Annotated in this window: 17 protein-coding genes; 8 read left to right on the forward strand and 9 right to left on the reverse strand. The window is 68.2% G+C overall.

Features of this window, described 5'->3' with window-relative positions; translation table 11 throughout:
* The first annotated feature begins 125 nt into the window (after window positions 1-125).
* On the forward strand, window positions 126-824 hold the full coding sequence (locus tag H1Q64_RS19245; protein ID WP_014198347.1) for an OmpW/AlkL family protein: 699 nt from the start codon (window positions 126-128) through the stop codon (window positions 822-824).
* A 162-nt stretch (window positions 825-986) separates the two neighbouring features.
* Window positions 987-1421: a CBS domain-containing protein gene (locus H1Q64_RS19250; RefSeq protein ID WP_237905190.1), complete on the forward strand. Its 435-nt coding sequence runs from the start codon at window positions 987-989 to the stop codon at window positions 1419-1421.
* A 79-nt stretch (window positions 1422-1500) separates the two neighbouring features.
* Here H1Q64_RS19250 and H1Q64_RS19255 read toward each other — a convergent pair whose 3' ends face one another.
* The 5 genes from H1Q64_RS19255 to H1Q64_RS19275 all read right to left on the reverse strand — a co-directional run bounded on the left by H1Q64_RS19255 (window position 1501) and on the right by H1Q64_RS19275 (window position 8408).
* A complete protein-coding gene (locus tag H1Q64_RS19255; RefSeq protein ID WP_237905191.1) occupies window positions 1501-2145 on the reverse strand; it encodes a response regulator in 645 nt (214 codons plus the stop codon).
* Between the two features lie 448 nt (window positions 2146-2593).
* Window positions 2594-4384, reverse strand: coding sequence for an acyl-CoA dehydrogenase C-terminal domain-containing protein (locus tag H1Q64_RS19260; RefSeq protein ID WP_237905192.1), 1791 nt, complete (start codon window positions 4382-4384; stop codon window positions 2594-2596).
* A gap of 17 nt (window positions 4385-4401) precedes the next feature.
* Window positions 4402-6735 carry a 3-hydroxyacyl-CoA dehydrogenase/enoyl-CoA hydratase family protein gene (locus H1Q64_RS19265; RefSeq protein ID WP_237905193.1) on the reverse strand — a complete coding sequence of 778 codons (2334 nt, stop codon included), beginning with the start codon at window positions 6733-6735 and terminating at the stop codon, window positions 4402-4404.
* 27 nt (window positions 6736-6762) lie between these two features.
* Window positions 6763-7926, reverse strand: a complete 1164-nt coding sequence (locus H1Q64_RS19270) for a thiolase family protein (protein WP_237905194.1) — start codon at window positions 7924-7926, stop codon at window positions 6763-6765.
* Window positions 7923-8408 carry a MerR family transcriptional regulator gene (locus tag H1Q64_RS19275; RefSeq protein WP_237905195.1) on the reverse strand — a complete coding sequence of 162 codons (486 nt, stop codon included), beginning with the start codon at window positions 8406-8408 and terminating at the stop codon, window positions 7923-7925. The genes H1Q64_RS19270 and H1Q64_RS19275 overlap by 4 nt, the downstream gene beginning before the upstream one ends.
* A 289-nt stretch (window positions 8409-8697) precedes the next feature.
* On the opposite strand from H1Q64_RS19275, the gene H1Q64_RS19280 reads away from it, so the two are divergent.
* Window positions 8698-8880: a hypothetical protein gene (locus H1Q64_RS19280; RefSeq protein ID WP_237905196.1), complete on the forward strand. Its 183-nt coding sequence runs from the start codon at window positions 8698-8700 to the stop codon at window positions 8878-8880.
* Between the two features lie 91 nt (window positions 8881-8971).
* On the opposite strand, the gene H1Q64_RS19285 is transcribed toward H1Q64_RS19280, so the two are convergent.
* The 4 genes from H1Q64_RS19285 to H1Q64_RS19300 form a co-directional block, all read right to left on the reverse strand.
* Window positions 8972-13852: an alpha-2-macroglobulin family protein gene (locus H1Q64_RS19285; protein WP_237905197.1), complete on the reverse strand. Its 4881-nt coding sequence runs from the start codon at window positions 13850-13852 to the stop codon at window positions 8972-8974.
* Between the two features lie 187 nt (window positions 13853-14039).
* On the reverse strand, window positions 14040-15668 hold the full coding sequence (locus H1Q64_RS19290) for a sensor histidine kinase (RefSeq protein ID WP_237905198.1): 1629 nt from the start codon (window positions 15666-15668) through the stop codon (window positions 14040-14042).
* Between the two features lie 147 nt (window positions 15669-15815).
* Window positions 15816-17003 carry an aminotransferase gene (locus H1Q64_RS19295; RefSeq protein WP_269145378.1) on the reverse strand — a complete coding sequence of 396 codons (1188 nt, stop codon included), beginning with the start codon at window positions 17001-17003 and terminating at the stop codon, window positions 15816-15818.
* A gap of 495 nt (window positions 17004-17498) precedes the next feature.
* Window positions 17499-18023: a helix-turn-helix domain-containing protein gene (locus H1Q64_RS19300; protein ID WP_237905200.1), complete on the reverse strand. Its 525-nt coding sequence runs from the start codon at window positions 18021-18023 to the stop codon at window positions 17499-17501.
* A 539-nt stretch (window positions 18024-18562) separates the two neighbouring features.
* Between H1Q64_RS19300 and fliF the strand changes: the two genes are divergently transcribed.
* From fliF to H1Q64_RS19325, 5 genes are all read left to right on the forward strand, one after another.
* Entirely contained in the window at window positions 18563-20227 is a 1665-nt protein-coding gene (gene fliF, locus H1Q64_RS19305; protein ID WP_237905201.1) for a flagellar basal-body MS-ring/collar protein FliF, read from the forward strand.
* 4 nt (window positions 20228-20231) lie between these two features.
* Window positions 20232-21002: a FliH/SctL family protein gene (locus H1Q64_RS19310; protein ID WP_237905202.1), complete on the forward strand. Its 771-nt coding sequence runs from the start codon at window positions 20232-20234 to the stop codon at window positions 21000-21002.
* Between the two features lie 64 nt (window positions 21003-21066).
* A complete protein-coding gene (gene fliN, locus H1Q64_RS19315) occupies window positions 21067-21396 on the forward strand; it encodes a flagellar motor switch protein FliN (protein ID WP_014198330.1) in 330 nt (109 codons plus the stop codon).
* The gene (locus H1Q64_RS19320) at window positions 21393-22259 is read left to right on the forward strand and encodes a motility protein A (RefSeq protein ID WP_237905203.1); all 867 of its coding nucleotides are present in this window, start codon (window positions 21393-21395) and stop codon (window positions 22257-22259) included. The genes fliN and H1Q64_RS19320 overlap by 4 nt, the downstream gene beginning before the upstream one ends.
* Window position 22260: 1 nt before the next feature.
* Window positions 22261-23775: a sigma-54-dependent transcriptional regulator gene (locus H1Q64_RS19325; protein WP_237905204.1), complete on the forward strand. Its 1515-nt coding sequence runs from the start codon at window positions 22261-22263 to the stop codon at window positions 23773-23775.
* Window positions 23776-23793: the final 18 nt, after the last annotated feature.

The raw sequence follows: 23793 nt of genomic DNA on the forward strand, positions 1-23793 counted from the left end.
AAAGCCGCCTCACTATGACGTTTTGGTTGAGGTGGCATAGCAACCCTAAAAAAACTCTGGTAATACATCTCCAGGCTTTAAGCCAAAAAAACGACATCAGCTAATTCTGCCCTGGAGCGAATCCCATGACTTTCCTGAAGCGCGCCGCCGCCGCCCTGCTGGCGACCACGGCTCTCGCCGCCGTTTCCTCCCCGTCGCTGGCCCAGGATTTCAAGGGCAAGTCCGCCGGTGACATCCTGGTGCGCGCGCGTGCCCTGGCCGTGATCCCGCAGGAAAATGGCGACCTGATCGGCGGCGGTCCGTTCGGCGGCAGCAACATCGGCAGCGTGGACATCGAGAACGACTACATCCCCGAACTCGATGTCTCCTACTTCATCACCGACAACATCGCTCTGGAGCTGATCGCCGGCACCACCCGTCACAAGGTTTCCGGTTCGCTGATCACCGGCCACGACATCGACGTGGGCAAGGTGTCGCTGCTGCCGCCGACCCTGACGGCCCAGTACCACTTCTTCACGAAGGAGCGTGTCAGCCCCTACGTCGGCGCCGGCATCAACTACACTTGGTTTTACGATGAGACCGCCGCGCGGAGCACCAACGCGGATGGCTTCACGACCAACACCGTCGACTACAAGAACCGCTTCGGCTGGGCGCTTCAGGCTGGTGTCGACGTTGCCCTGACCGGCAACTGGTCGCTGAACCTCGACGTCAAGAAGATCTTCCTGAAGACCGACGTTACCGCCAACGTCAGCGGCGTTCCGGTCACTTCGGACGTCAAGATCGATCCGTGGCTGATCGGCATCGGCGTCGGCTACCGCTTCTAATCGGCTTTTCCGAAGCCTCTCGCGAGAGGCTTCGCGAAACCGCTGGATTCAGGCCGGTTACCCCGAAAGGAGTAGCCGGCCTGTTCCTTTTTGCGACTTCCTTGAGCGGCGACAGTGGAGGAGCATTCCCTTTCGTGAATCCGCGCGGGAGGAAGCACAACCATGCACATTGCCGCCGTCTTGAAAAGGAAGGGCACGGAGATCATCACCGCCAGTCCGGACGACCGGATCGACGCGGTCGCCCGCAAGCTCGCCCATCACAAAATCGGCGCCGTCCTGGTGATGAAGGATGACGGCCGCCCCGCCGGAATCCTGTCGGAACGCGACATCGTCCGTGCCGTGGCCGCAGATGGGGCCGCCGCCCTGGAGCGGCCCGTCGGCGATCTGATGACCCGCGACCTTGTTACTGGAAGCCCGACCGACACGGTGTCCCAGATCATGAGCGTGATGACGCAACGGCGCATCCGCCATCTTCCGATCCTGGAGGACGGCGAACTCGTCGGGCTGGTCAGCATCGGCGACATCGTGAAGGCGCGGCTGGACGACGCTGAACTGGAGGTCGAGTCCCTGCGCGGCTACGTCGCCGGAATGGGCTGAGACTCAACCCATCATCCCATAAACGAAAACGCCCGCGGACGGTCCCGCGGGCGTTTTCAAAGGTAGGGCAGCCGAACGATCAGGCAGAGTGCGACTGCGGGAAGGCCATGGCGGCCTGGGTGCGGTTGCGCACACCCAGCGACTTGAAGATCGCCGTCATGTGGATCTTCACCGTGCCTTCCGACAGGCCCAGCTCATGGGCGATCTGCTTGTTGGACTTGCCTTCGCGCAGGCGGTCCAGAACCTCGCGCTGACGTTGGGTCAGCAGATGGTCGAGTTGCGGGTCGCTGGGCGGAATGGCGCCGACGCGCACCTCCGCCTCCCCGGATTCACGCAGCACGGTCGGCGGCACATAGACGCCACCGGAGAAGATGAGATCCAGCGCACTGAGCATGATCTTCACGCTGGAGGATTTCGGGATGTAGCCTGCGGCGCCATGCTCCAGCGCGTCGCGAACATCGTGATGCGCCTCGGACGCCGACACGACCACGACCTTGGAGTCGGGCTGCTTTTCCCGCAGGTCTTGGATGCCGGAGAAGCCGGGCCAACCGGGCATGCGCAGATCGGTCAGGACAAGATCGTAGGTCTCGCCCTTGCCAGCCTTTTCCAGAAGCTCATCAAAGTTGCTGGCTTCCTCAAAGCTGGCTCCCTCCTTCAGCTGCTCGAGCAGCCTGCGCAATCCCTCCCGGAAAAGCACATGGTCGTCTCCGATCAGGATTTTCATCTGGTGGTGCCCCCGTACTCAGTGCTTTCAATGGTCCGAACGTACAGCCCTGACACAAGGCCAGTGTTCCAACCCTCAGTTTCGGAAAAAATGCAGGTCATTTTCAAGCATCATATGACCCAATTCCAAAAGGTATAGAAAGTCCTTATGCAGGGTAATGTCACATCAGATGTACCACGTTCCGGTGGGGGTGGACAACCCGAATTTAACCTTTGTCACATGGCAGGCTCTGAGCAATGGCATTGCTGCGTGACAGCAATATCCATTTTACGCGGCGTCCGCCCATGACGAAAGTGAGCACGAATGTATCAAGCCATAGGCTTGCTCATGACAAAGAACCGTCGTTTTCGTACTTTCTATCTTTCGCATCTCTCGAAGCGAAAGGGCCGGAACGGGTGAAGCATACACCGATCCCGGCCCAAAGACATAGACCCCGTAAGGCTGATCCTCAGAAGGCGGCCTCGTCCATCTCCATCAGGGAACTGGACCCCGCCATGATGATGACGAACAGGGCGTTGGTCTGCGGCAGCAGTTTCGCGGTGTAGAATCGGGCCGTCCTGATCTTGGCCTCAAGGAAGGCCGCATTGCCATCCCCCGCCGCCAACTTCGTCTTGGCGGCCTTGACCATCCTCAGCCACATCCAGCCAAGCGCCACCAGACCGAACAGCCGCAGATAGTCGGTGGCGGCCGCGCCCGCCTCCTCCGGGTCCTTCATTCCCTTCTGCGCGATGACGGCGGTCGCCTGCTGGAGCTTGGCGAAGGCCTTGGCGAGCGGCAGGACGAATTCGGCCAGTTCCTCCGTCTCCATGTCGACCTCGATCTCGGCGCCGACGGGGTGGAAGAAGCGGCGCAGCAGCCGGCCCATGTCCTGCGGCAGCTTGCGCCCCACGAGATCCAGCGCCTGGATGCCGTTGGTACCCTCGTAGATCTGGCAGATCCGGGCGTCGCGGACATACTGCTCCACCCCGGTTTCCCAGATGAAACCGTGACCGCCATGCACCTGCACGGCGATGTTGGCCGACTCGAAGCCGATGTCGGTGAACAGAGCCTTGACGATCGGCGTCATGAGCTGGACGAATTCGTCCGCCTCCTTGCGCGTCTTTTCGTCCGCGTGCTTCTCCGCCACGTCCAGCTTGTAGCCGACCAGGGCGCCGAGCGCGCGGGCGCCCTCGGTATAGGCGCGGGCGGTCAGCAGGTTCCGCCGCACGTCGGGATGCACGATGATCGGGTCGGCGGGCTTGTCGGGGTGCGCCGTGCCCTTCAGCGAACGGCCCTGGAGCCGCTCCCTGGCGTAGGCCACCGCGTTCTGGTAGCTGACCTCGGCGACTCCCAGCCCCTGGATGCCGACGGCGAGGCGGGCCGCGTTCATCATCACGAACATCGCCCGCATGCCCTTGTGCGGCTCGCCGACCAGCCAGCCGGTGGCGTCCTCAAAGTTCATGACGCAGGTCGCCGACGCCTTGATGCCCATCTTGTGCTCGATGGAGCCGCAGGCGACGCCGTTGCGCGGACCGACGCCGCCGTCCTCGTTGGGCAGGAACTTCGGCACCAGGAACAGGCTGATGCCGCGCGTCCCGGCCGGCGCATCGGGCAGGCGAGCCAGCACCAGATGCAGGATGTTCTCGGTCAGGTCATGCTCGCCGGCGGAGATGAAGATCTTCGTACCGGTGATCCTGTGGCTACCGTCCTCCTGCGGGACGGCCCTGGTGCGGATCAGCCCCAGGTCGGTGCCGCAATGCGGCTCGGTCAGGCACATGGTGCCCGCCCAGGTGCCGTCGACCAGCCGGCCGAGGAAGCGCTGCTTCAACGCCTCCGACCCATAGGTGGAGAGCGCGTTGTAGGCGCCTAGCGACAGGCCGGGATACATGCCGAAGCTGAGGTTGGCGGAGCAGATGAACTCCTCCAGCATGGTGTTGACCAGCTTGGGCAGCCCCTGCCCGCCATAGGCCGGGTCGCAGGACAGCCCCTGCCAGCCCGCCTCGATGTAGGTGGCGTAGGCCTCCTTGAAGCCCTTGGGCGTACGCACGACGCCGTTCTCGAAGCTGCAGCCCTCGCCGTCGCCCGACTGGTTCAGCGGGAACAGAACCTCCTCGCACAGCTTGGCGCCCTCCTCCAAGACCTGGGCGATCAGGTCGGGGGTGGCGTCCTCGTAACCCGGCAGTTCGGCCAGCTTCCCCGCCCCGACGATCTCGTCGAGGACGAAGCGGACATCCTCCAGCGGAGCCTTGTAGATCGGCATTGCTCAGTCCTCCCCCATCAGTTCCGCAGCGGCTTGCCGGTGGTCAGCATGTGCTCCACCCGGTCGATGGTGCCCTCGGTCCGCACCAACTCCATGAAGGCCTTTCGCTCCAGCCCCAGCATCTGCTCCTCGGTCACCGGCTGGGTGACGTCGGCCTTCGGCCCGCCGGTCAGCACCTCGGCCAGCTTGCCGCAGACCACCATGTCGTGTGGCGTTGCCTTGCCCTGGAGCGCGAAGCCTTCGAGGAACAGCTCCAGCGCCGCCCGCCCGTTGGGGCCGGGGAGCGTGTAGGTGACCTTCTCGGGCGGGGTGTAGTGTGCGGCCAGCTCCAGCGCCTTGGCCTTGGCGTCGGCCAGCAGCCGGTCGCGGTTCATGGTGATGCCGTCGCTGGGGCGGAGGTACAGCAGATCCTTGGCCTCCGCCGCCGACTTGGCGACCTTGGCGAGGCTGATCGTCTCGAAGGCCCCGGCGATGGGCGGCATCGGCCCCTTCGGCGTGCGCGGGTTGGCGGCGTGGCGGGCCAGCATCTCCGTGCAGCCGCCCCAGCCGGGGATCAGCCCGACACCAACCTCGACCAGACCCATGTACGTCTCGGCGTGGGCCTGCACATGGTCGGAATGCAGCAGGATCTCGCAGCCGCCGCCGAGTGCCATGCCACAGGGCGCCGACACCACCGGGAAGGGGGCGTATTTCAGGGCGCGGTAGGCGCGCTGGCCGCCCTCCACCAGCTCCTCGATCTGCGGCCACAGCCCGACGTTCAGCGCGAACAGGGCGAGGCCGAGGTTGGCGCCGACCGAGAAGTTGTCGGACTCGTTGTGGATGACCAGGGCCTTCCAGTCCCCTTTTCCGTCGCCGATCAGCTTCATTGCCTTGCCGTAGGCGGCCATGATGTCGCCGTCCAGCGCGTTCATCTTGCTGGTGAACTCGACGCACAGCACGCCGTCGCCGATGTCCCACAGGCTGGCCGAGCCGTTCTTCCACACCGGCTTCGACGCCCGCTTGATGTCGGACAGCAGCAGCACGCCGTCGGGACGCACCACCGTGTCGTAGAGACCGGCGGTGGTCAGATGCTGGAGCGTGCCATCCTCAACCCGGTAGAAGGGCCGCCCGGCGGCCTGTTCGACCAGCGGCGGGACGGGGATGCCCTCGCTGCGGCAGAGGCCGGCGAACCATTCGGTGCCCAGCCGGTCGATCAGCTCGAACGGGCCCTGCTTCCAGTTGTAGCCGAGCCGCATGCCCTCATCGACCGCGACGATGCTGTCGGCGATCTCCGGCACCAGCGACGCGGCGTAGGCCAGCGTGTGGGCCAGCACCCGGCGGGCGTACTGCCCGGTCCTGTCGGGGAAATCGGCCAGCGCCCGCAAGTCGCGCCCGGCGGCGGACACGCTCTCCAGCTTCGGCTTGTCGGAACGGCGGTAGGCGCCGGTGGACAGGTCGATGGCCTCCTTGACCTTGGCGCCGCCGTCGCGGTTCAGGCGGTAGAAGCCGCCCTTGCCCTTGCGGCCGGTGTAGCCCTCCGCGATCATCTTGGTGATGACGGGGTGCTCGCGGAAGGCGGCGCGGTAGGGATCGTTCTCCGGCAGGGTCGCCAGCAGGCTCTTGGCGATGTGCGGCATCAGGTCCAGCCCGACGAGATCGACCAGACCGAACACGCCGGTCTTCGGGATGCCCATGGGGCGGCCCGCAATGGCGTCGGCCTCCTCCACCGTCAGGCCGAGATCGACGGCGGTGTTGATCGCCGTCTGGATCCAGTAGACGCCGATGCGGTTGGCGATGAAGCCCGGCGTGTCCTTGCAGCGGACCACACCCTTGCCCAGCGCGCGGTCGCAGACGTCGGCGACGGCGGCCAGCGCGTCGGGCCGGGTGGCCTCGCCGCTGACGATTTCCAGCAGCCGCATGTAGCGCGGCGGGTTGAAGAAGTGGGTGATGAGGAAGTCGCGCTTGAAGGCGTCCGACTGCCCCGCGACCAGCACGCCCAGCGGGATGGTCGAGGTGTTGGACGACACCACGGAACCGTCTTTGCGCACCGGGTCGATGCGGCGGTAGAGGTCGGCCTTGACCGCCGGATTCTCGACGATGGCCTCGACGATCCAGTCGACGTCGGCCAGCAGGGCCAAGTCGTCCTCCAGATTGCCCGGAGTCACCAGTTTGGCGTTCTTCGGGTGCATGAAGGGCGCGGGGTCGGTCTTCAGGAGCCTCTGGACGGCCCCCTTGGCGATGGCGCTGCGGTCGTCACCCTCCTTGGCGGGGATGTCGAGCAGGACGACGGGAATGCCGGCGTTCGCGAAATGGGCGGCGATGCCGCTGCCCATCACGCCGGAGCCGATCACGGCGGCGCGTTTGATCTGCATGGTTGGTGCCTCCCTGTCCCGCCGCCGTCAGACCGCTTCCAGGACCGTGGCGATGCCCTGGCCGCCGCCGATGCACTGGGTGGCGAGCGCGAACTGCTTGCCCTCGCGCTTCAGCAGGGCCGCGGCCTTGCCGGTGATGCGGGCGCCGGTGGCGCCGAGCGGGTGGCCGAGCGCGATGGCACCGCCGTCCAGGTTCACCTTGGCCGGGTCGATGTCGAGGTCGCGCATGCAGGCGATGGCCTGGGCGGCGAAGGCCTCGTTCAGCTCGATCACGTCGATGTCCCGGATGGACAGGCCGGCGCGCTTCAGCGCCTTCTGCGCCGCCGGGACCGGGCCGAGCCCCATCACCTCCGGCGCGCAGCCGGCCACCGCGACCGAGCGGATGCGGGCGAGGATCGGCAGGCCGTTGGCCTTGGCGTAGGCTTCCGTCGTGACCAGCACCGCCGAGGCGCCGTCCGTCAGGGGGGAGGAGGTGCCGGCGGTGACCGAGCCGTCGTCCAGGAAGGCGGGCTTTAGGCCGCTCAGCGTTTCGCCGCTGGTGCCGGGGCGGATGCAGCCGTCGCGCTCCACGAGGCCGGCGGCGGTCTGGATGGCGACGATCTCCTCGGCGAGGCGCCCGGCCTGCTGCGCCGCGGCGGCCTTGGCGTGGGACTCGGCGGCCATCGCCTCCTGGTCGGCGCGGGAAATCTCGTAACGGCGGGCGACATTCTCCGCCGTGACGCCCATCGAACAGTAGGCTTCCGGATACTGGTCCTTCAGGCCCGGATGCGGCAGCGGGTTGTAGCCCATCATCGGGACGCGGCTCATCGATTCGATGCCGCCGCACAGAAAGACCTCGCCCGCCCCCATCTGGATGGCGCCCGCCGCCTGATGGATCGCCTGCATGGAGGAACCGCAATAGCGGTTGATCGTGGTCGCCCCGGCGGTCAGCGGCAGCTTCGCCAGGAAGGACACGGTGCGGGCGATGTTCATGCCCTGCTCGCCCTCGGGGAAGGCGCAGCCGACGACCACATCCTCGATGTCCTGCGGGTTGACGCCCGTGCGCTCGACCAGCGCCGCGACGACATGGGCCAGCAGGTCGTCGGGGCGGACCTTCGCCAGCTCGCCCTTGTTGGCGAAGGCGAAGGGGGAGCGAGCGTAGCCGGCGATGACGACCGGATTGGCGGGCGTGGTCAAAGGCGCCGAGGTCATGGTTGCGAGTCCTCCGGGGTGTGCGTCTCCGTGATTCCGTTCTTGCGGAAATGGTCGGAGATCTGGGTGTCGATGATGCGCAGCTCGCCCAGCGTCTGCTGAACGTCCTGAAGCTGCCGTTCCAGGTCGGCGATGCGGCGGCGGGCGATGCGCTGCATGAAGCGCATCTGCTCCTTCTGGATATCGTCCGCGTCGTAGAGGGTGAGGAATTCCTTGATCTCGGCGAGGCTGAAGCCCAGCCGCTTGCCCCGGCAGATCAACGCGAGGCGCGCGCGATCGCGGTGGCCGTAGACACGGGCGGTGCCGTCGCGCTGCGGCGCCAGCAGCCCTTCGTCCTCATAATGGCGGATGGTGCGGTGGGTCAGCCCGAATTCGTCAGCCAGTTCACCGATGGCGAAGGACCGTCCGGCACCGTCCGCGCCGGGGTCCAGCCCGATGTCGGCGCGCGTGCCCAGCCCCATCAACCTTGCTGGTTGCGACATTCCCCACCCTTCCCTTGATCGTCATTGGTTGACGTTTACGTAAAGGTAAGGCGCTTGCCATGTGCTGTCAAGCGGGCAGCCCGCTCTCTTTCCGATGTCCAAGGCTGGGGTGCGGCGCGGGCGCGCTGTGACAGCATGCCACGGGCGATGAGCCCGCCCAGCTATGGCAGGCTCGGGTCATTCAACAAAAAAAAGCCGCCGGCGAACCCGGGCCAGGAATGGCCGGGCGCAACGGCCGGTTACAGGGCAGGACAAACCGGAGTCACGGCAAACAGGGTTGGGACAGCCGATGTCGTCGCGCGCCATCGTATCGCTGGGCATCTGGATACTCGCCATGGTGCTGCTCGGCACCTTGACGGTCGGAGTCGCGTTGCTGTTCTACGTGGCGCTGACCGCCTTCTTCGCGGTCGTGGTGGTCATCATGATGGTCATCACCCGCCAGCGCGACGACGAGCACAAAACGATCATCTGATACCGGCGGGGACCGGAACGGCCAGCCTCGAAAAAGTGAAAGCCCGACCGCCCGTGAACTGCGGGCGGTCGGGCTTTTGCGTTCGGTCCGCCTACTCCGGCAGGACGCGCAGGCGCGACGCGGCGGTGCGGGCCGACTGGTGCGGGCGGTAGAGATCCTCCACCACGGCGCCGGGCTGGGCGTAGTCGCCGGGCGTCACCGCGCGCACCAGATAGACCAGCCGGAAACGCGGCGCCTGCTTTGTCATGTCGAGCGCGGCGACGTAGCGGTCGTCGCGGTAATCGACGGCGCGGGGCGCGGTCAGCTCGCCCAGCCAGGACAGGTCGCCCAGCGGCGCCCCGCCCCCGGCGAAGCGGGCGGCCTCGATCTCGAAGCCGGCGGGCAGCGGATCGGACACCAGGACCTGCCGGTCGACGGGATCGGAGGCGCTGCCCTCCAGGATCACCACCAGCCGGTCGTTCGGACGGACGGCGCCCGGATCGGCGGGGCGGCCGGTCATGTCGAACAGGCTGCGGGTCACGGTCATGCCCTGCTCCTCCGCCCCCGGTGCCGCATCGGCGATGCCGGACACCGACAGGATCTGGCGCAGCGGCTCGCCCCCGGCGTTGCGGATGGCCGGCGGGGCCGCCGGGTCGATGCGCTGGAACAGCGGCTTGACGCCCTCGGCGACCTGATCGGCCCCTTGCTGGTCCTTCTGGGCGATCTTCATCGACGGCGCCCGGTCGATCAGCGCCCTGGCCGCCTGGAGAAGCCACGCCTGCTCCTGCACGCCGGTGGTGCGGACGGCGGCGTAGGTCTTTGACAGGCGCTCGGTCGCCTGGGTCAGGCGATCCCGCTCGACCACGCCGCTCTCGCCCATCAGCGCCACCACGCCGGCCTCGTCACGCAGGGACGAGCCGTAATCGCGCAGGCTGGCCGACACGACGCGGGCGCCGGACAGCCGCCCGAAGGCTTCCGCCGCGCGGTCCTTGTCGCCCAGCGCGGCGATGGCCGTGGCGACCTGGGCGCGGGCGAAGTCGGTCTGCAGCTTGTCCCAGAAGGTTTCCTGGAAGTAGCGGACCGCACCGGCGTCGATCATCTTGGCGCGGGCCAGCACATAGAGCGCGTAGGCGCGGGCCGGCTGCTCGTCGGCCTCCACCCAGGCGTTGTCGAGCGCGCCTCGCAGCCCGTCCAGCCCCTTGCGGTAGGGCCCCTCCGGCACGCGGTAGCCGGCGGCCTTGGCGCGGCCCAGGAAGTCGAGCGCGTAAGCGGTCAGCCAGGAATCGGCCTCCCCCTTCGGCGACCAGGCGGCGAAGGCGCCGTCCATCCGTTGAAAGGTCAGCACGCGGTCCACCGACCGCTGCACCCGCGCCTTCACCCGCTCATCCGAGGCGACGCCCAGCGCCACCGCCACGTCGCCCAGCGACAGAAGCGGCAGCGCGCGGCTGGCCGTCATCTCCAGCCCGCCGGGGCCGCCGCGCTCCAGCGCGGTCAGCAGGCCGGGAATGTCGAGGTCCGGCAGGTTGCCGAGCGACAGGGCCGCCGTCGCGGTCTCCGGACGCAGGCCGTTCAACAGGTCGGCGGGCAGCTCGACGCTGCGCTCCGGGGCCAGCATGGAGGCGGTGCGGCGGGTGACCAGCGGCGAGGCCGGGCGCACCGGGATTTCCCACTGGCGCGTGATGCGCAGGCCGTCCGGCCCGGTCACGTCGAGCGCGATGTGCCCCGTGCCGACGCCGTTGGCAGTCAGGACCCGCCCGGCGGTGGCCCGCTTGCCCTTGCCCAGCTCCGGCACGGCGATGTTGCCCTCGCTGAGCGACACGGCACCACTGGCGATCAGGGAGATGGTGTAGGCGCCCGCCGGGCCGGCGACGTTGTCGAGCGTCACCGGGACCACCGCCCGGTCCCCCGGCGCCAGGAAGCGCGGCAGGCCCAGGTCGGCCAGCACCGGATCGGCGACCAGCATGGAGGATTCGGAGCGGCCGAGCTTGTCCCCGCTCCACGCCACGGCCATCAGGCGCAGCCGGCCTTGGAAATCGGGGACGTCCAGCGGCACCGCCACCTTGCCCTCCGGCCCCACGGTCAGCACGCCGGAGAACAGGGAGACGACGCGCTCCGACTTCTGCGGAACGGTGACGCCGACCTGACGCAGCCGCGGAGCGGCGCCGGGGCGCGTGCGGGTGGCGTCCAGGACCGCCGGATCGATCAGCCGCCCGAAGGAATCGCGCAGCTCCACGCCCAGGCGGCGCTTGCCCAGATAATGGTCGATGGGATTCGGCGAATGCTGGTCGGTGAGCTGGAGCACGGCGTCGTCCACCGCGGCGACCGTCACATAGGCCGGCTGGCCCTCCGGCGCGCCCTCCACCACCACCTCGGCGGTGACGGAGCGGCGGGGCTCGGTCTGCGCCGGGGCGGCGACGCGCACGTCCAGCGCCCGCTCGTCCCCATCCACCGCCAGCCAGGACAGGCCGACGGCGCGGCGCGCCACGCCCTTGGACGGACCGCCCGCCGCGTCCGGCGCGCCGAAGGCGGTCGCCAGCACATAGACGCCACCGGTCCAGGTCGGATCGACGGGGATTTCCAGGAACGCCCCCTCCGGCCCGATGCGGCGGGTGGAGGCGTGGCGGATCTTGCGGTCGGCAACGGCGATCAGCACCTCGCTGTCGTAGGGCGGCTTGACGTAGACCCAGGCGGTCTCGCCGCCCTTGTAGGCGGGCAGCATGACGGTCACGTCCACCTGATCGGGACGCTCGCCGGCGGTCGGGGTCATCCACCAGCCGGCGGCGAAGCGCAGGCTGCTCGCCACGCCGGTCTTGGGGTCGAACACCTCCAGCCGGTAGCGCCCGGCGGTCACCGGGGCCTCCACGGAAGCCGGCTTGGCCGCCTGGGCGGCGAGCGTGCCGCCGGTCACCCGCTGGTCGCGCACCGTGACCTTGTAGTCCCAGCGCCCGTTCGCCTCGAACCACGCGTAGTCGTACTCCTCCTCGAACAGCTCGTAGGAGAGTTCCTCCTTGTCCATCGGCTGGCCGTCCGGTCCGACCGTCACGACGTCGAAGCCGGCGGTGGCGCCTTCCGGCACCCCATCACCCTCGAAGCGCGGGCGGATGCCGACGGCGAAGGGCTGGTGGCGCACCGGCAGGACCAGATCGCGGCTGACCGAGCGGCCCCCGATGTCCAGCAGGGTGGCGCGGACCACCGCCTCCAGCGGCTTGGTGCTCTCCGGCGCCTTGGGCAGCGCGAGATCGGCCTTGGCCTGCCCGTTGCGGTTGGTCGTGAAGCCGGGCAGGTCGCTGCGCAGCGGCTTCACCTCTTCCTGGGCGAGGCCGAAGCGGTAGCCGGGCAGGTTCGGGTAAGGATTCGCCGCGGCGCGCAGCGTCACCGCCAGCTCGCCCGGCAGGCCCGCCGCCGGTGCGCCGTAGAGGAAATGCCCGTCGATGGTCAGGGTCGTCTTGCCATCCGCCGGAAGTTCCGCCGCCTCCGCGGCCAGGGCGACATCAAGGCGCGGCGGCACGAAGTCCTCGACCAGGAATTCGGCGCGGCCCAGCACCGGACCCATCGTGTTCGGCCCCGTCGTGCTTGATTGCGCGCCAGCCTCCGGCTCGCCATGGGCGGTGACGGCCCAGGTGCCGGTCATGGCGTTGGCCGGGATCTCGACGCGGGCGGCGAAGCTGCCGCCGCCGGATTCGGCGAGCGGACGGCGGTCCACCTCGAAGCCGTCCGGGCGCTGGATCTTCAGCGTGACGGGACGGCCGGTGACCGGCTTGGCGTCGGCGTCGCGCAGCAGCATCGCCAGATGCACCGTCTCGCCGGGGCGGTAGATGCCGCGCTCGGTGTAGAGGAAGGCGTCGGGCTGGCCGGGGACCGGGCGCGCCGGGACCGCCGCCGCGACACCGCCCGGCGCCGCGTTCGGCGCCCCGCCCGCCGGAGGCGCGTTGGCCAGCGTCGGCGTGACGAGGTCGAGGAAGCCGAAATCCCCCGCCCCGCGGTAGGCGAACAGCGCCTGCACCGGCTCACGCCCGGCGGCGCGCAGGGCAGTGAGGTCGAAGCGCGCCAGCCCGTCCGCGCCGGTCAGCGCCTTGCCAAGTTCCTCGTTGTTGCGGGCGAGCAGGCGCAGCTCAACGCCGGCCTCCGGGGTCGCGCTCTTCACGGAGCGGGCGAAGACGACCAGCGCGTCCTCGCCGGTGATGGCGTTCAGGCCGAGGTCGGAGACGACGAACCACTGGGTCGCCTTGTGGTCCCAGCCGCCGGGCTTGATGTCCTCGGTGCTGGCCACGGCGATGTAGACGCCGGGCTCCAGCCGGCCCAGGACGGCGTCGATCGGAAAGGGCGTTACCACCGCCTGGTTGCGGCTGTTGCTGATCGCCATCTCCCCGCGCCACACCTCCTGGCCGGAGCGGTCGAGGATCTCGCCAACCTCGTGGTCGGACATCTGCTGGCCGATGCGGCCGAAATAGATCTTCTCGACCAGACTGCGGTCGTTGATCCGCAGCACCTGGAGCTTCGCCCGGTCGAGGTTGATGGAGCGCAGCGGCAGCCCGTCGGCGCCGATGCGCGGCAGGATGTAGCCCGCCCCGCGGAAGGCCAGCGCCGGCTTGCGGTTCGGCACCTCGATGTCGCGCGCGTCGGGGTTGGGCAGGCGCTTCCCGTCGCTGCCCGGCAAGCCGTCGCGCAGGGTGATGCGGTAGCTCTGCCCGTGCTTCAGCCCCTCGACACAGAGCGTGCGGTCGCGGGCGACGGCGGTCCCGTCGAAGACCGCCCCACCGCCGGCCACCCCATTGCCGGCGGGCGCCACCTCCACATAGTCGCGGTAGTTCACCGCGCGCGACTTCTCCAGCCGGTCGGTGAAGGTGAAGCAGGCTTGCGGCACGTCGCGCTCCGCCACCACCTCGGCGGAGGAGACGCCGAAGGGCACCGGCTCGGGCGGCGCGTCGGCGGCGATGACGGGGGTTGAGGACGCGATGAGGACGGCACAGACACGCGCCACTGCACGCAACATTCGATCTTCCCTGGACCAGCCGCCCGGCGCGGCGCGCGCGGGCCTATGCGAAAACTTGGGGTCTGCGAAAACACCGTTCTCGGCAAACCGGCGCGGAGTATGCCGAAGCGCCCATGGTTTCGCCACGGCTTTGCGGCCCCGCCCGGAAAATCCCGCAAGGTGGATTTGGTCGTGGATGGGACGGGGATCAGGCGGCGAATTCAAGCGTGAACTGGCTGCCCTCGCCGGGCCGGCTGTCGATGCGCAGGCGACCGCCATGGGCCTCCATCAGGGACTTGACGATGGGCAGCCCCAGCCCGCCGCCCTGCCCCGGCAACGCTACATGCACCGCGGGCTGCCCGAAGGGTTCCGCGGCTTGGTGGAGTTGTTCCGGGGTCATGCCGATGCCGTTGTCCGTCACCCGCACGCGGCATCCGCCGTCCGTTCCGCCGCCGACCGTCACCAGGATGCGCCCGCCCTCCGGCGTGAAGGTGACGGCGTTGGTCAGCAGGTTCAGGAGCATCTGCTTCAGGGCGCGCTCGTCCGCCGAGACGCTGTGGTGCCCCGGCTCGACATGCATGTCCACGCGGATGGACTTGGCGTCGGCCTGCGGCGCCACCATGCGGAACGCCCACTCGACAACCGGAGCGACGTCGAGATCCTCCCGATGCAGGGGCAACGTCCCCGCCTGGAGCCGCGACAGATCCATGATGTCGTTGATCAGCCCCAGCAGGTGCCGCCCCGATTCATGAATGTCGTGGGCGTAGTCGGCGTAACGCCCGCCGGCCTGCGGCCCCAGCATCTGATCGCGGATGATCTCCGAGAAGCCGAGGATGGCGTTCAGCGGCGTGCGCAGCTCATGGCTGACGCGGGCCAGGAAGTTGCGGTTCAGCGCCAGCGCGGCGCGCAACCGCTCCGCGGTGCGGTGCTGCACCAGAAGGAACAGCGTCACCAGCAGGATGGACGCGGTCAGGATCGCCGCCAGCAGGAACAGCGTGTTGCGCAGGTCGGCCACCCCCGCCTCGATGTCCACCTGCGCGACGCCGACGGTGGCGACCAGCGGATAGCTCTCAACCACGCGATAGGCGAAGGCGCGCAGGACGCCATCGGTCTGCGACTCCTGCCAGTAGACGCCGGCGAGCGACCGGCCCAGTTCCCCCCACAGGCGGGACTGGGGGATGGCGAGGCCGACCGCCTCGACACCGCGCGAGGCGCCGCGGGCGCGGATCACCTTGTCCATCCCGATCAGGGTCACCGCCCCCTGCGGCCCCAGATTGGCCTGCTGGTAGAATTCCGCCAGGATATCGGGATCGATGTTGGCGATCACGATGCCCGCAAAGCCGCCATCCCCGTCGGTCAACCGCCGGCTGAGGCGCAGCAGGGGGCCGCCGCCGGTCGTTCCGGGAAAGGGCGTTCCGATGTGCATCAGGTCGCGCCCGGTGCCCTGATGGAAGGCGAAGGCCGTCTCGTCCCGCTCGTTCGCCCGCCCGCCCGGCCCTTCGCTGCGCAACAGCACGGTTCCGTCGGCGTCCAGAACGGTGAAGTGATGGATCAGCGTCGGATCGTAAAGCGTCTGATCGAGGAAGCTGCGGATGCCGGGCAGGCCGCTCTCGCTGAACTCCAGCGACAGTGAGCGCAGCGTGATGTCCACCTCGTGCACCGCGCGGTGGGTGCTCTTGGCGAAGGCCCGGACCATGACCTCGGCCTTCGCCACCGCTTCCCGCGTCCGGCCGTCCAGCAGTTCGCGGGCCACCTGCGCGTAGGCTCCCCAGACCACCGTGATCGCAACGGCGGCGATGGCGAACACGCACCAGCGGAACGAGATCGGCAGACGCATCCCGGTCTTTCCACAGGCGGTCCACCGGGGCGGGTCCGGACGTTGATCCGTTCCGGCCCGGTATCGACCCTAGAGGACAAGGGGTATCACGCCACCGAAGTCTCCGGCAAGCCTCTCCATCCAGCGTTGACGGCGGAGGCCTTCATGTCATTTGCGCGTGAAATACGCCCTCAACCGCTCAACCGCGCCATCGAGGATCTCATCCCTCTTGGAGAAGCAGAAGCGTATGAAGCTTCGCGGCGCGTCCTGTACGAAGAAGGCTCCGACGGGGATGGCGGTCACCCCGGCCTCGGCGGTCAGACGGCGGCAGAAGGCCTCGTCGTCGCCGTCGAAACCAAAGGGCGACACGTCGGCGACCACGAAATAGGTGCCGGCGGACGGCAGCACCTCGAACCCCACGGCGCGCAGCCCGTCGGCCAGCCGGTCGCGCTTGGCCTGGAGCCCGCTGGACAACCCGGCGAAATAGGCGTCGTCCTTGCCCAGCCCATAGGCGACCGCCGTCTGAAGGTTGGGCGGGGTGGTGAAGGTGATGTACTGGTGCGCCTTGGCGACGGGCTGGAGCAGGTGCGGCGCGCCGGTGACGTAGCCGACCTTCCAGCCGGTCAGCGAGAAGGTCTTGCCCGCGGAGCCGATCTTCAGGCAGCGGTCGCGCATGCCGGGCAGCGTCATCAGCGGAATGTGCTGACGCCCATCGAAGACGATGTGCTCGTACACCTCGTCGCACACGGCGAAGGCGTCGAAACGCTGGACGAACTCCGCGAGCAGCTCCAGTTCGGCGCGGCTGAAAACCTTGGCCGCGGGATTCAGCGGGTCGTTGATGAGAACCAGCTTGGTCTTCGGCGAGAAAGCCGCTTCCAGGTCCGCCCGTGTGAAGCTCCAGTCCGGGGCCTTCAGGCTGACGAAGCGCGGCACGCCGCCGGCCAGCCGGACGATCGGCAGGTAGCTGTCGTACATGGGCTGGAACAGCACCACCTCGTCACCCGGCTCGATGAGGCCGAGCAGACTGGCGGTGAGCGCTTCGGTGGCGCCGGAGGTCACCAGCACGTCGGTCTTCCAATCGATGTCCAGCCCGTAGAACCGCCGGCCATGGGCGGCCAGGGCCTGCCGCAGGTCCGGCGTGCCCATCATCGGCGGGTACTGGTTCCACCCTTCGAGGATGGCCTTGGCCGCCACGTCCAGCACGTCGGCGGGGCCGCGCTCATCGGGAAAGCCCTGGCCAAGATTGATCGCCTTGTGCTCGTCCGACAGGCGGGACATCACCTCGAAGATCGTGACCGGGAGGTCAAGCTCCCGCCGACCAAGGAAGCCTGTCTTCGATTCTCCGGAATTTTGCATCGAACACCGTCGGTGTGGTTGGGTGAGTTCCGTGGTGGCTGATCGGTGACCGGCCAGATCGGGAGAGCGCCGCCCGTCTCGGATCGCGGATCGAACGGACGGAATTCAGCGGTCGTCGCACCAGCCTTGTTCCGGCTTGCCTTATCGACGGATTGCAGCCGTTCGTCCAGCGCCTCGGCGGGGTTTCCCGACCGAGGCGCTGTGCGCGGCCTCCTGTTTCAAGAGCATGCGGTGGCGGGGGACGTGGCGGAACCAGCCGGACACGGCGAGCGTCGACAAAATTCCTGCCCGCTCGTGTCGGGCTCCGTCATCGACGGTCGACGCGAACCCAATCGGAGCAAACGCGCGCACCCGACCGCCTCACGGGGGGGGGCCGAGGCGGCAGGGCGGCGCGAACCGACGCGGCCCAACGGAGACGCCGGGGCCGGGCCTACCCACGAAACCGGGCGGGTGAACCGCATGGGGCCGGGCCCCAACGGCAACACCGCCCGCTCCTCACGCCTGACCGACGCTGTGGCCGGCGTTGCGCCCGCGGCGTCCACGGACGGCGGTCGGGTCGATCGACTCCGCGCCCTCGTCGAGCGCCGGGCCGCCGGCACCGTCGGCCTGGTCGGCGCAGCGCTCCGCCAGTTCGCGGATCGCCCCGCGGATCTGCGGGTCGCGGATGTTCTGGAAGTAACGGGCTAGCATCAGCGCCTCGCGGGACCGCAGAGTGCCTTCCGATTCCTCCGCCTGCGGGTTGGCGACCCCCGCCTCCTGGGCGGCGTGGCGTTCCTCCAGCCCCTCGAAGAAGACGGAGACCGGCACCCGGAAGAACTGGGCCAGCTTGAACAGACGGCTGGCCGAGACCCGGTTGAAGCCGCGCTCGTACTTCTGAAGCTGCTGGAACGTCAGGCCCAGAGCCGACGCGACATCGCTCTGGCTCAGGCCGGCGAGCATGCGCAGTTCGCGCAGACGCTGCCCAACAAACACATCGACCTCGTTGAGGCCTTCCTTCTTCTCACGTCCACGTTTTTTCACAACATTCCCCCATCAAAAAAAGTGGCAAAGCCCCATGTCGCGCGAAGCAACATTCGGTTCTGCGTTGGAAAGATTCCGACGCGCTTGTGCCACGATCTTTTTGGTATCGGACAAGCGACCATTGCAACTCAGCTATGACGTCGGCGGTGCAAAGTCAACCACCGTTGCGGCATTTACTACCTACGTCCCAACAAACCACAGAAATAGAAGGGTTATGCACACGCGCATTATTCCTTCTTTCGAGGTAATTTCAAATTGCTCAAAGCAGAAACAATCTGACACATGCCCCTTTGCAGCGAATCACCCCCCTCCTCCTCGCTCGCAGGTGGGCAGAAGAGCGTTGCCGACGCGCATCGATAGGCACATTTTGCCGGGCACTGGGCAATTTCTGCCCATGAATTAACGCTCTCTTCATCAAGACAGCCCAGCATGCGCGCTTAAGGCAAGGACCGGCGCGGTTTTTGCAAATTCCTTTTTTGCGTCTGCGAAATCAAGAACTTCCCGGAGATTCACCGGGGCATCCGATCGGGGACTAGCGCGTGAACAACCTTCTGCAGACCTTGCGCAACCTGGGTCCCGCGCGCTTGGCCGCCATCGGTGGCGTCGGCCTGCTCCTGATCGGATTCTTCGTCTATCTGATGACGCGCCTCTCGACCCCGGAGATGGAGCTTCTCTACGCCGAACTCCAGCCCACCGAGGCCGCGGCCATCGCCAAGAAGCTGGAGGAGGCGAAGGTCCCCTTCACGGTCGACAAGACCGGCACGAAGATCATGGTCGCCGCCGAGCAGGTGGGGCCGACGCGCATGCGGATGGCCGCCGCCGGCCTGCCCTCGGGCGGTTCGATCGGCTACGAGCTGTTCGACAAGGGCGAAGGCTTCGGCGCCACCAGCTTCATGCAGAACATCAACCACCTGCGCGCCCTGGAAGGCGAGATGGCGCGCACGGTGCAGACGCTGAACGGCGTGCAGAGCGCCCGCGTCCATCTGGTGCTGCCCAAGCGCGAGCTGTTCGCGCGCCAGCAGAACCCGGCGACGGCCAGCATCTTCATAAAGCTGCGCCCCGGCGCCCAGCTGTCGCGCGAGAACATCCAGGCGATCCAGCACCTGATCGCCGCCTCCGTCCCGAACCTCGACCCCAGCCGCATCTCCATCGTCGACGACAAGGGCACCCTGCTCGCCCGCGGCACCGGCAACGACAGCGCGGACGCCATGCTGGCCTCGGCGGAGGAGAAGAAGGTCGCCTACGAGAGCCGCGTCGCCCGCATCATCGAGGATCTGCTGGGCCGCACCGTCGGCTACGGCAAGGTGCGGGCGGAGGTGTCGGCCGACCTCGACTTCGACCGCATCACCACGCAGTCCGAGATCTTCGATCCGGAAAGCCAGGTCGTCCGCTCCACCCAGACGGTGACGGAGGCGAACGAGAGCCACGACCGCGACCCGCTGTCGCCGGTCACCGTGGACCAGAACCTGCCGACCGCCCAGTCGGGCAACAACGCCGGGCCGATCTCGCAGAACAAGCAGAACCGCAGCGAAGAGACGATCAACTACGAGATCAGCCGGACCACCAAGAACCACGTCCGCGAATCGGGGCAGGTGCGACGCCTGTCGGTCGCGGTGCTGGTCGACGGCACCTACAGCCTGCCCAAGGACGGCAACCCGGCGGCCTACCAGCCGCGGCCGGAGCAGGAGCTGGAGAGCATCAAGGCGCTCGTCCGCTCCGCCGTCGGTCTCGATGCCGTGCGCGGCGACACGCTGGAAGTCATCAACATGCGCTTCTGGTCGCCGGAAGACGACGTCCAGAAGCCGGAGGAGCTGTTCCTCGGCATGACCAAGGACGACCTGTTCCGCATCGCGGAGATGGTCGTTCTGGGCATCGTCGCCGTTCTCATCATCCTGCTGGTCATCCGCCCGCTGATCACCCGCGCCTTCGAGAAGGCCGATCAGCAGGAGGAGGACGACATGGACCGCCTGCTGGCCGACCAGAGCGGCATGCCCGCCGCCCTGGCCGCGCCGACCGGCGCGCTGGCCCAGGATCTCGCCCTGGAGGCCGCCCAGGCCGACGAGGAGCTGGAGCAGATGATCGACATCAACCGCGTCGAAGGCCGCGTCCGCGCCTCCTCGCTGCGCAAGGTGGGCGAGATCGTGGAGAAGCATCCGGAGGAAGCGGTGTCGATCCTGCGCAACTGGCTGTATCAGGAGAGCTGACGCGATGAGTTCGGTCCGCAAATTCCTGTTCGACGAATCCTTCGACGTGGACGCGCCGCCGCGCCGCCAGCTCCAGGCCGACGACGACTATTTCGACAACATCCCCCTACCGGAACCTGAGCCCGAGCCGGAACCGGAGCTGCCGCCCGAGCCGCCGCCCCCGGTGTTCGGCGAGGCCGATCTGGCCGCCGCCCGCGCCGCCGGCTTCGCGGAGGGCGAGACCGCCGGAAAGTCGACGGGCTACGGCAAGGGCTTCGTGGACGGCAACAACGCCGGCCGCAAGGACGGCTACGAGCAGGCCCGCGTCGAGATCGAGGCGACGGTGCAGGCGCGGATCGCCAACGCGCTGGAAACCGTCGGCAACGGCGTGCAGCATCTGCTGAACGAGCATTACGCCACCAGCGCCCAGCGGGCCGACCAGCCCGTGCACATCGCCCTGGCCATCGTCCGCAAGCTGATGCCGGAGCTGGCGCGGCGCGGCGGGCTGATGGAGGTGGAAGGGCTGGTGCGCGCCTGCCTGACCGACCTGATCGACGAGCCGCGCTTGGTGGTGCGCGTCGCCGACGACATGGTGGACGCGGTGCGCGAGCATCTGGATCAGGTGATCGCGGCCCGCGGCTTCGGTGCCAAGCTGATGGTGGTGGGCGATTCCGGCCTCGCGCCGGGAAGCTGCCGGATCGAATGGGCCGAAGGCGGGGTGGAGCGGGACACCGCCGGCCTGCTCGCCCAGATCGAACGGCGGATGGCCGGCCTGCTGGAGGCGCCGCCGGGCTGACTCCCCGGCGGACCGATTGCGGCGGACAGGATTTTCAAGGTTCTAAGGGCTTCTGGAGACTTCGATGGCCAAGGACAGCTTCTCCCTCGACGAGTTGGACGGCGGCGGCCGCAGCGACATTGCGGAGTATGAGACCGGCCTGGGTCCAGCCAAGGATCTGGAAGCGGTCTACGACATCCCCGTCCAGATCTCCGCCGTGCTCGGCAAATCGACCATGCAGGTCAGCCAGCTGCTCAAGCTCGGGCGCGGCGCGGTGGTGGAGCTGGACCGCAAGGTCGGCGAGGCCATCGACATCTACGTGAACAACCGTCTGGTCGCCCGCGGCGAGGTCGTGGTCGTGGAAGACCGGCTGGGCATAACCATGACCGAAATCATCAAGTCGGACCGCGGATGAGCCTCACACGAGACAGCGCTGAAGCGTCCCGCCGGGGTGGGCGTTCCGCCCGTCCGCGCGGCGGGGTGGACGTGGCGACGCTGGTCGGTCTGGCCGCCGCCGCCGTGGTCATCTTCGTCGCCATGGCGTCGGGCGGCAGTCTGCGCGCCTTCGTCGACCCGCCGTCGCTCATCATCGTGCTGGGCGGCACACTGGCGGTCACCACCGCCTCCTTCTCGCTGCCCGACGTGGCCATCGCGTGGCGCGACGCCGGGGCGGTGCTGATCCACCGGACCAGCGACCCGCGCGGCGTGGCACGGCAGGTGCTCCTACTCGCCGAGGCGGCACGGCGCGCGCCGGAAACGCTGCGCAACGTCCTGCCGGAGCTGAAGCACGAGTCCTTCCTGCACCGGTCCGTCACTCTGGTGGCCGAGGGGCTGCCACCCGACGACATCGAGCGGATGCTGATCGGCGAGGTCGAGGCGTCGGGCGCCGGCAAGGTTAAGAGCGCCGGCGTGCTGCGCCGCGCGTCGGAGGTGGCGCCGGCCATGGGGCTGATCGGCACGCTGGTCGGTCTCGTCCAGATGCTGGGCAGCCTGAACGACCCGTCGAGCATCGGCCCGGCCATGGCCTTGGCCCTGCTGACCACCTTCTACGGGGCGGTGCTCGGCAACGTCGCGCTCGCCCCGCTGGCCGCCAAGGTGGAGCGGACGGCGGAGGAAGACGCGCTCGTCAAGACTCTCTACACCATCGGCGCGGTATCCATCGCGCGTCAGGAAAATCCGCGGCGTCTGGAAATGCTCCTGAACGCCGTTCTTCCGCCTGGAAAGCGGATTCAGTACTTCGACCGGGACTCCGACCGGGGTTCTCCGAGGGGAGCGTAAGATGCGTCTGCTGATCGTTGGAACGTTGGAAGGGTACATCACCGCCGCTGGCAAGATCGCCATGCAGCGCGGGGCGAAGGTGTCCCACACCGACAGCATCGAGGGCGCCCTGAACGCCCTGCGCGCGGCGGCGGGGGCGGACCTCGTGATGATCGACGTCAAACTCGACATCGCGACCTTCATCGAAAGCCTGAAGGCGGAACGAATCACCATTCCCGTGGTGGCCTGCGGCATCGGCACCGACGCGGCGGCGGCGGTGAAGGCGATCCGCGCCGGTGCCAAGGAATACATCCCCCTGCCCCCCGACGCGGAGCTGATCGCCGCTGTCCTGGAAGCGGTGGCGGAGGAAAGCCACGCCATCGTCTGCCAGGACCCGGCCATGCTGGCGACCCTGCGGCTGGCGGACCAGGTGGCGCCCAGCGACGCCTCCGTCCTGATCACCGGCGAGAGCGGCACCGGCAAGGAGCTGATGGCCCGCTACATCCACCGCAAGAGCCGGCGCTCCGACGCGCCCTTCGTCGCGGTGAACTGCGCGGCCATCCCGGAAAACCTATTGGAATCGGAGCTGTTCGGCCATGAGAAGGGCGCCTTCACCGGCGCCGTCGCGCGCCGGCTGGGCCGCTTCGAGGAGGCCAACGGCGGCACCCTGCTGCTCGACGAGCTGTCGGAGATGCACCCGCGGCTCCAGGCCAAGCTGTTGCGCGCCATCCAGGAAAAGGAGATCGACCGCATCGGCTCGTCCCAGCCGGTGAAGGTCAACGTCCGTCTGGTCGCCACCTCCAACCGCAACCTGGAGAACGAGGTCCGCGCCGGCAACTTCCGCGAGGACCTCTATTTCCGGCTCAACGTCTTCAGCGTCGCCATTCCGTCCCTGCGCGAACGGCCGGCCGACATTCCGATGATCGCCGACCATTTCCTGAAGAAATACGCGCAGGCCAACGGGCTGGGCGAGAAGCGGCTGTCGGACGACGCGCTGCTGATGCTGCGCGCCCACCACTGGCGCGGCAACGTGCGCGAGCTGGAAAACACCATGCACCGCGCCGTCCTCCTCTCCAAGTCGGAGACGGTCGGGCCGGACGCGATCATGCTGACCAGCCAGCTGCTCGCTCCGGAAGGGTCGGCGCAGGCGTCGATCCCGACCAACTCGCCGGTTGCCAACCCCTTCGCCGGGCCGGGCGGCACGGTGCCGCAGGCGCCGCGCGGCTATGGGCAGCCGGCTCCCGGCTACCCGACCTCCTACGCGCCACCTCCGGGCCACGCCGCGGGGGCCGCGGCCTACGGCAACGCTGGAGCGGCGTCCGGCGCCCCGGCCGTCCAGGGACTCGTCGGGCGCACGGTGGCGGAGGTCGAGCGCGACCTGATCATCGGCACGCTGTCCCACTGCCTGGGCAACCGCACCCACGCGGCGAACATTCTGGGCATCTCGATCCGCACGCTGCGCAACAAGCTGAAGCAGTACAGCGAGGAGGGCGTGCCGGTGCCGCCGCCGGGCAGCGAGGAACGAGCGGCCTATTGATCCGCTGATCGGAGGAAA

It is taken from the genome of Azospirillum brasilense (assembly GCF_022023855.1).
Classification (GTDB): domain Bacteria; phylum Pseudomonadota; class Alphaproteobacteria; order Azospirillales; family Azospirillaceae; genus Azospirillum; species Azospirillum brasilense_F.